Here is an 8,639-nt window from a genome sequence, read left to right on the forward strand (position 1 = left end):
GTTCCAGAGAAGGTTGTTTTAGGATCGGTATCCAAGGCGAAAGATCCGCCTGTTCCACTAACAATCGTCCATTTACCCGTACCCACTACAGGAGTGTTTCCATCAAGAGTAACAGTGGTTAAGCCACAAGTATCCGATCCCGTTTTATCTGCACCCGCATTGGCTACTGTAGGACAAGGTATATTTAAAGAGGGACTAAGTACCACTTTTGAATCAACGGAACAGGTGGAATTTGTATATTGCAATGATGTACTACTGACAACTTGGGTTCCACAATTTTCTGCTGTACTTGTTAACTTATAGTTTAATGTAATTTCATCTATATTGAGAAAGTCTACAGTCCAGTTAATTTCTTGTCCTGATATTAAAGCTATACCTTTCGAAGGGTTTAAACCAGGTGGTAAGGATATTGTATAACCTGGAATTACTGTTTCTTTAACCACTATATTTTTGGCTGTCCATGAGAGTTTTGTAAATATTTCACTATAAATCCCTGTTAAGAGAGAAGCATCAGCAGTATAATATGCTGGATAACCTCCCATCTGAATATTATCTAATGTAAAATGAGCAGTTGTGATGTCGCTACCTGTAATACCTCCAGTCAAAGCAATTGAAAAAAATTGTGTTGAGTACACATTAGGATCAGAAGGTAGAGATGTTGTTTTAGCTGCTGTTGCAGCTGTAATAGCACTTTGAGCACAAGATGTGGATCCAGTTCCATCAGGACAACTTGACCCCGTAGAGCCTGTTCTATTAGTAGCACCATCAGTTAGTAAAACAATACTTCTAGCTGTGGCACAATCATAAGTTCCATGAGTTTTTAATTCATTGTTTGCTTTCACGATTGCATCTTGTAAATTTGTCCATCCATTAGCTGTGAGGCCTGTAATTACTGATTTCAATTCGTCTGCACCTGATATCCCGCCAATACCATCACTACCCTCCTTATCTGTAAGGACTTTTTTTAATGTTGCTGTTTCACTAAAAGAAACAATTGCTATCTTATTTTTCCCAGTAGGATTATTTATTGGAAGGAAAGTTTTGTCAATAAAATCTTTAGCAGCAATTTTTGCATAAGTTAAAGATGAAGTAGGAGATGGGCTATTCATACTTCCTGAAACATCAATAACTAACACAACTTCTAGAGGTCTTACAATAGGATTTTCACCTTTTATCTTTAATTGGATATCAATTTTTTTACAATCAGTAGGGTCCAATGTTATGGTCTTAATTGGTGTAATTGTTTGTGCTAACATCAGGAATGATGAAAAAAGAAAAAATAGTGTGTATATAATTTTATCTCTATTAATGCTGTAGGGTAAAAGTTTTTTCATCGTAAATTATTTTAAGGTTAATAACCTGACATATAAGTTTTACTTAAATTAGTTTTCATTTGGGCCACTATAATAAGTATGTACAATAGTATTCACTTTATAATCTAAACAATTTTTAGATTGAGCAAAAATCTGTGTACAACACCATTTTTTTGTCTCACTACCCACAGGTATAATGATATGAGTATAGAAAGAATATGTTTGTCCGGGATTTAGGGAAATAGCGCTGATAGGATTTAATTTTGTATCTACAAATACCGCATCTAAATTAATGTTATGTGTAGTGCTACTGCCGTCAGTATTGGAGCAAGTAGTGTTTATGTTCTTAGACGAGAATGTAAATGTATCTGCTGCAGAAGCTGTATTCGTTACCGTCATTAAATAATAAGCACCATCTGTATTTGAACTACCAATATTTAAATCATGATCAACAATCAATCTGGCTTGACACAAGTCATTTTGACCATAAGTAATCGAACTAATTAATAATAAGATTAAAATAATTTTACTATTATTATTGAAACTTTGTAAGTACTGAGTAAAGCTTGCTTTCATGTTAAATATTTATAAAAGTTAAACTAAAAATTAGATTATGATGTAGGGTAACGCATTTATAGAAATTTTAAACATTGTCCTTTATAATGGAAAAGTTTATTATATAATATAAAGTGATGTAAAAATATAAGTGTATTAACTGTGGTATTATTACAGAAATATGATGTTTTCTGAAAATGTTAATTCATCAAGGAATAAATATTCTTTTTTGGGTGAAAAGAATGTCATTTTTGTAGGTAAAATCCCTTGTATTTGCCTTAAAAACAAGCAAATAGGTCTTATTTCTATATTAAATTTACTTAGAAAGTATTATAAATGGTAATTTTTTCCATAACTAACCAATATAGTCGTTGAAAGGTATATAATACAAAAAAAAATTTATTGATAAGAATACAATGGTATCTGCAGAGGAAAATTATTGTAAAGAATTATAAATCACGTTCTGCTTTGGCTTTGTAGTTAGCTAAAAGTTTAGCATTTAAATCGAAAGTGGTTGTCAATAAAAAACCCCTCAAATAACTATTTGAGGGGTTTACTAAGTTTGCAATCCGTATAATTATAAAGATGTAATTATAAATTCACTTCTTCTGTTTAATTGATGTTCTTCTTCAGAACAATTTACACCATCCGAACAATGATTAATTAATTGAGTTTCGCCATAACCTTTACTCGTTAATCTACTAGAATCTATTCCATTTTCGATTAACCAATTCATTGTCGATTTTGCTCTCCTCTCTGATAAAGCCTCATTATATTTTTTCGTTTGTCTACTGTCAGTGTGAGAACGAATATCGATTTTCATTGTTTTATTTTGTGTAAGTACATCTAATACTTTTTCTAATTCCAAAGCTGCATCTCTTCTAATATTCGATTTGTCTAAGTCAAAATAGATTAAAGGTATCTCTAAAAATTTAGCTAAATCATCACCAACTTTAACCTTTTTCTTTATCGGTTCTAGGGCTATCGGTAAATCCGTTTTTCCACTTTCTTGATCTATGGTCACAAGTACTTCTATAGTAACATAGTCATTTCTTTCTGCCCTAATTCTATAATCTTTACCACAAATAACAGTAAAACTATAATTTCCTTTTTCATCCGTTATTACTGATTCAAGTAATTTAAAATCTTTATCGAACAACCTAATTTTAGAATTTGGAAGTATTTCAGAAGTTTCCATATCAGTCACATTACCATACAGCATTTGCTCACAAGTGATCTTCTTAAGTTCTTTGAATTTATAGATATCATCAAATCCTTGTCCTCCGTCTCTGTTAGAAGTGAAAAAACCGTTTCTAGATGTAGTGTCAATCCAATAAGCAAAATCATCTTTTGGAGAATTGATTCCTGCACCAATATTTTGAACACGATCAAAAGTTCCAGCTGCATTTAACTTAGCTACAAATACATCTAAACCTCCCATACCTGGATGTCCATCTGATGCGAAATAAATTTCATTATCAGTATTGACAAAAGGAAAAGTTTCTCTTCCTGCAGTGTTAATTACTGTACCTAAATTTTCAGGTTTTCCAAAAATTCCATTATTATTTATCGCTACTTTAAATAGATCTGATTGACCAAAAGTTCCCGGCATATCAGAAGCAAAATATAATGTTTTTTCATCTGGACTCAGTGCCGGATGAGCGGTACTATAATTATTACTATTAAATGGAAGTTCTGTTACATTAGTCCATTCATTATTTACTAAAGTAGCTTTATATATTTTGATTAAAGTGGTGCCTCGTGAGTTCTTTCCTTTCTTACCTTTAATGTAATTGTTCCTAGTAAAGAAAACTGTTTTACCATCTTTTGTGAATACAGGGGTTGATTCATTAAACTTACTTTTTAAATTCTTATCAAACTGTACACTCGATTTCGGATTCATATCAGCATCTAGATCGGCAGAATATAAACTTGTAAAATGTTCATTTGTCCAAGTATGTTTTCGCTGGCTTACACTTCCAGTATCTCTAGCTGAAGTGAAAATTAATTTATTATTACTTACAGTAGTTCCATAATCTGAATAAGGAGAATTGATACCAGCATCTTCAATTTGATACCTACTTGAGTTAGCTTTTATACCTTCTAAATAATCTTGATTTTTAATAAAAAGTTTCGCTCTGTCATCATTGGAAGCTATCTGATTGAATTTTTCCTGAATTTCATCTGCTTTATCATTTTCACCACTTGCTCTTAGCGATTGAGCGTAACGGTAATAATATTCAGGTGCTACATTTCCACCTAAAGCAAACAACTCTTTGTACCATTTAGCTGCATTTTCTAATTGAGCATTAAAATAATAAGCATTTCCTAATTTCTGAAACAATTCAGTCGATTTGTATCCTTTTTCTGCTACTCTTTCATAGGTTTGAATTGCATCAATGTAAGCAAAGTTATCATACTTTTTATTTGCTGATGCCATTTTTGCTTCTTGCGAATAAGTATTAAATGAAAAAACACTTATCATTGTCAAGCAAAGTAATATATTCTTTTTCATGGTATTTATTTTAGAAAAATCTAGGGCTAGTAATTCTTTTGTTATTTTTGAATAATTCATATCTGAAAAATATCTCATGAGAACCTGCATTATAATTTTGTAACCTTGTTGTTTCAAAGTCATATCCATAACCTATGTAAATAGCATCGGATACCTGAAAACCAGCCATAGCACTTACAGCAGCACTCCATCTATAAGCCAAACCTACAGTAAACTTATCATTAAATAGAAAGTTACCAGATACATCCACTTGTAATGGTGCTCCATTAACCATTTTCGTAAGTAAGGCAGGTTTGAATTTTAAATTGTAATTAAGATCAAACACGTAACCAGCAATCAAATAATAATTTATTTTTTCTTTAAAAATTGCTATTTCATTATCGTCATAACGATTTGTTTCAATAAAATTGGGTATTGACAAACCGATATAGGAGTGGTCTGAATGCCAATAGATACCCGCACCCACATTAGGAGTGAACTTATTACTATAATCATGTAAACTTGGATCATCGTCGACTGGATTTAATCTGGTTACATCCAGGTTAAATAAATTAGCAGTGGCTTTAATACCAAAGGAAAGTTTATATGTTTCCGAAGTAGGTATAGTATACGATAAATCTGCTGACAAGGTATTCTCTTGCGTTGGACCTATTTTGTCATTGACCAAAGATACACCTAGACCTAAATTGCTATTGTTTAACGGAGTGTTAATCGAAACAGCATTGGTGGTTGGTGCTCCATCTAGACCAACCCATTGTGTACGATGTAATGCAAAAATACTCATCACTCCTCTTGAACCAGCATAAGCAGGATTCACGTTAATAGTATTATACATATACTGAGTATATTGAGCATCTTGTTGTGCAAAACTAGTTAATCCGCTGAGGATTAAAGTAAATGTTACAATTATTCTCTTCATCTATTTATTTTTTTTAATAATCGAAATTCAATTAAATTTCTTTTATATACTATTATCGAGTAAGGTATAAATACCCATCTTTTTTATTTGTTACTAAATTTCCTGTTCCATCAACTGAAATATAATTCAAGATGTAAAAATAAGTACCTACAGGTAATCCAACAGACTGTTTTATTGTTGTTCTACCTTCTGAGAATCCTTTAAACACTTTATTTGTGTTATCATAATTCTTAGCTTCATAAACAAGTACTCCCCAACGATTGTAGATTTCAACAGTATTATCTGGATAACAGGTAACATCATTAATATTATCAATAACGAATTCTTCATTGATACCATCACCATTTGGAGAGAAAGCATTATGTACTTCAATTGCACCACAACCCAATACAAATGCAAGTTCAACAACGGCATCATCTGAGGCGTTTACCTCTTTGTTTAAAGATGTTATCCCTTTTGCAAAGGCAATGTTCGTTACAGAACCGTTAGTAATATCACCTTGAGTAACTGTATAAGTCTGCGTGAAATTCTCAGTACTTCCAGGATTTAAAGATGCAATATTGGCATTTAATCCTGTTAATGGATCGGTAACTACAATTTGGTATAAAATTACATTTCCTGTATTCTTAACTTGAATTGTATAGTTTATAACGTCACCTGCAGCACTATAATTCTCCGTTACAGCCGTTTTATTTACTTCAATTGCTGGATTTTGTGCTAATTCGGTAATCGTACATGTTTGACATTCTGGTATTATAGGGCAGGTAGTGCATGGCGTTGGATCAGTTGAAGTGGCAGTTACATTATTTCCGTTAGGAGTTGAACCAGTAACTGTAGCTAAGTTGTACACATAACCAGCATTAATATCATCTTGTGTTAATATATGAACAGCTGTAAATGTAGTTGAATCTACTGCACCGACATTTAAGTTTGCTATAGGTCCTCCCGTTACAATTGCATTATTATCAGTTATTGTGATATTAGTCAAATTGACATTTCCTGTATTTTTAACTACAAAATTGTAAAGAATAATATCTCCTACATTCGTTATTCCATTTTTATCATTGTCTACATAAGTGCCATCTTTCAATATACTTATAGAAGGAAGGTCTTGAATCACATTTAGTGTAACTGTTGCAGTATCACAATTTGTAGGATTCACTTTTTCACAAATTGAATAAACTAAAGTATAGCTACCTGCAGGAGTTCCTGCTGCAACATGAACATCGTTTCCTACTAATGTGATCCCACTATTTGTAGATGATATAAAACTTATAGTAACCAAAGTTGGATCGACTGCAATACCATTAAGTGTATCATTGCTTAATACATTAGTGAATGCTATTCTATCTATATCATTGTTTACAGGAGCTAATGCCACATCATCGATAGCATCGATAACCGGCGCCACCACAGTTACTGTCACGGTAGCCGTATCACAATTATTTGGATTCAGTTTTTCACAGATAGTATAATCTACTGTGTAAACACCCGCTTTTGTATTTGGAGCAACCGTTACAGTTCCGTCTGTATTCACAGTTAACGGACTGTTAGGAGTAGAGCTAATCACCACATCAGCAGGATTCACTTTCACACCATTTAACAAGTCATTATCTAAAACATTGATACCAGCGTCACCAGCTGTAGTTCCCGTAATAGGACCAGCCACATCATCGATAGCATCGATAACTGGCGCCACCACAGTTACTGTCACGGTAGCCGTATCACAATTATTTGGATTCAGTTTTTCGCAGATAGTATAATCTACTGTGTAAACACCAGCTTCTGTATATGGATCGACAGTTACCGTTCCGTCTGTATTCACAGTTAAAGGACTGTTAGCAGTAGAGCTAATCACCACATCAGCAGGATTCACTTTCACACCATTTAACAAGTCATTATCTAAAACATTGATACCAGCGTTACCACCTGTAGTTCCCGTAATAGGACCAGCCACATCATCGATAGCATCGATAACTGGCGCCACCACAGTTACTGTCACGGTAGCCGTATCACAATTATTTGGATTCAGTTTTTCACAGATAGTATAATCTACTGTGTAAACACCCGCTTTTGTATTTGGAGCGACAGTCACCGTTCCGTCTGTATTCACAGTTAAAGGACTGTTAGGAGTAGAGCTAATCACCACATCAGCAGGATTCACTTTCACACCATTTAACAAGTCATTATCTAAAACATTGATACCAGCGTTACCACCTATAGTTCCCGTAATAGGACCAGCCACATCATCGATTGCATCGATAACCGGCGCCACCACAGTTACTGTCACGGTAGCCGTATCACAATTATTTGGATTCAGTTTTTCACAGATAGTATAATCTACTGTGTAAACACCCGCTTTTGTATTTGGAGCGACAGTCACCGTTCCGTCTGTATTCACAGTTAATGGACTGTTAGGAGTAGAGCTAATCACCACATCAGCAGGATTCACTTTCACACCATTTAACAAGTCATTATCTAAAACATTGATACCAGCATTACCAGCTGTAGTTCCCGTAATAGGACCAGCCACATCATCGATTGCATCGATAACCGGCGCCACCACAGTTACTGTCACGGTAGCCGTATCACAATTATTTGGATTCAGTTTTTCACAGATAGTATAATCTACTGTGTAAGCACCCGCTTTTGTATTTGGAGCAACAGTCACCGTTCCGTCTGTATTCACAGTTAACGGACTTTTAGGAGTAGAGCTAATCACCACATCAGCAGGATTCACTTTCACACCATTTAACAAGTCATTATCTAAAACATTGATACCAGCATTACCACCTGTAGTTCCCGTAATAGGACCAGCCACATCATCGATTGCATCGATAATTAGTGCAATGATCGTTAAAACAGCATCTTTTTTAGTTACCGTATAATTAGGATTTGATCCTAGAGTCACTTCAATAGGGTATGTTCCTACATTAGAGAACTCAGAAGCTGTAGTAGCCAAAGTATAGTTGATTGTATCTCCATTTACAGCCCCGCTTACCGTAGCTGTAAGTTCTGGATTTAGTTCTCCATATACTTTTGATTTATCCGCAGCCGTTACCAGTACGTCAATAGACTTAGGAGTAATTGTTAAAACCGCATCTTTTTTAGTTACCGTATAATTAGGATTTGATCCTAGAGTCACTTCAATAGGGTATGTTCCTACATTAGAGAACTCAGAAGCTGTAGTAGCCAAAGTATAGTTGATTGTATCTCCATTTACAGCCCCGCTTACCGTAGCTGTAAGTTCTGGATTTAGTTCTCCATATACTTTTGATTTATCCGCAGCCGTTACCAGTACGTCAATAGACTTAGGAGTAATCGTTAAAACAGCATC

5 protein-coding genes are annotated in these 8,639 nt (G+C 34.1%); all 5 read right to left on the bottom strand.

All coding sequences use genetic code 11. From position 1 onward, the window contains the following. Window positions 1-1,334 (bottom strand): vWA domain-containing protein (locus ACEN2K_RS15160; protein ID WP_441760174.1); only part of this gene is annotated, 1,334 nt, incomplete at its 3' end. A gap of 48 nt (window positions 1,335-1,382) precedes the next feature. Continuing rightward, entirely contained in the window at window positions 1,383-1,889 is a 507-nt protein-coding gene (locus tag ACEN2K_RS15165; protein WP_441760175.1) for a hypothetical protein, read from the bottom strand. Between the two features lie 556 nt (window positions 1,890-2,445). After that, the gene (locus tag ACEN2K_RS15170) at window positions 2,446-4,383 is read right to left on the bottom strand and encodes an OmpA family protein (RefSeq protein ID WP_441760176.1); all 1,938 of its coding nucleotides are present in this window, start codon (window positions 4,381-4,383) and stop codon (window positions 2,446-2,448) included. Between the two features lie 10 nt (window positions 4,384-4,393). After that, window positions 4,394-5,302, bottom strand: coding sequence for a PorP/SprF family type IX secretion system membrane protein (locus ACEN2K_RS15175; RefSeq protein WP_441760177.1), 909 nt, complete (start codon window positions 5,300-5,302; stop codon window positions 4,394-4,396). Between the two features lie 52 nt (window positions 5,303-5,354). Further along, on the bottom strand, window positions 5,355-8,639 hold a 3,285-nt coding region (locus ACEN2K_RS15180), incomplete at its 5' end, for a DUF7507 domain-containing protein (protein ID WP_441760178.1).

Origin of the sequence: Flavobacterium sp. W21_SRS_FM3 (genome assembly GCF_052113625.1) — a bacterium.
In the GTDB taxonomy this organism is placed as follows: Bacteria; Bacteroidota; Bacteroidia; order Flavobacteriales; family Flavobacteriaceae; genus Flavobacterium.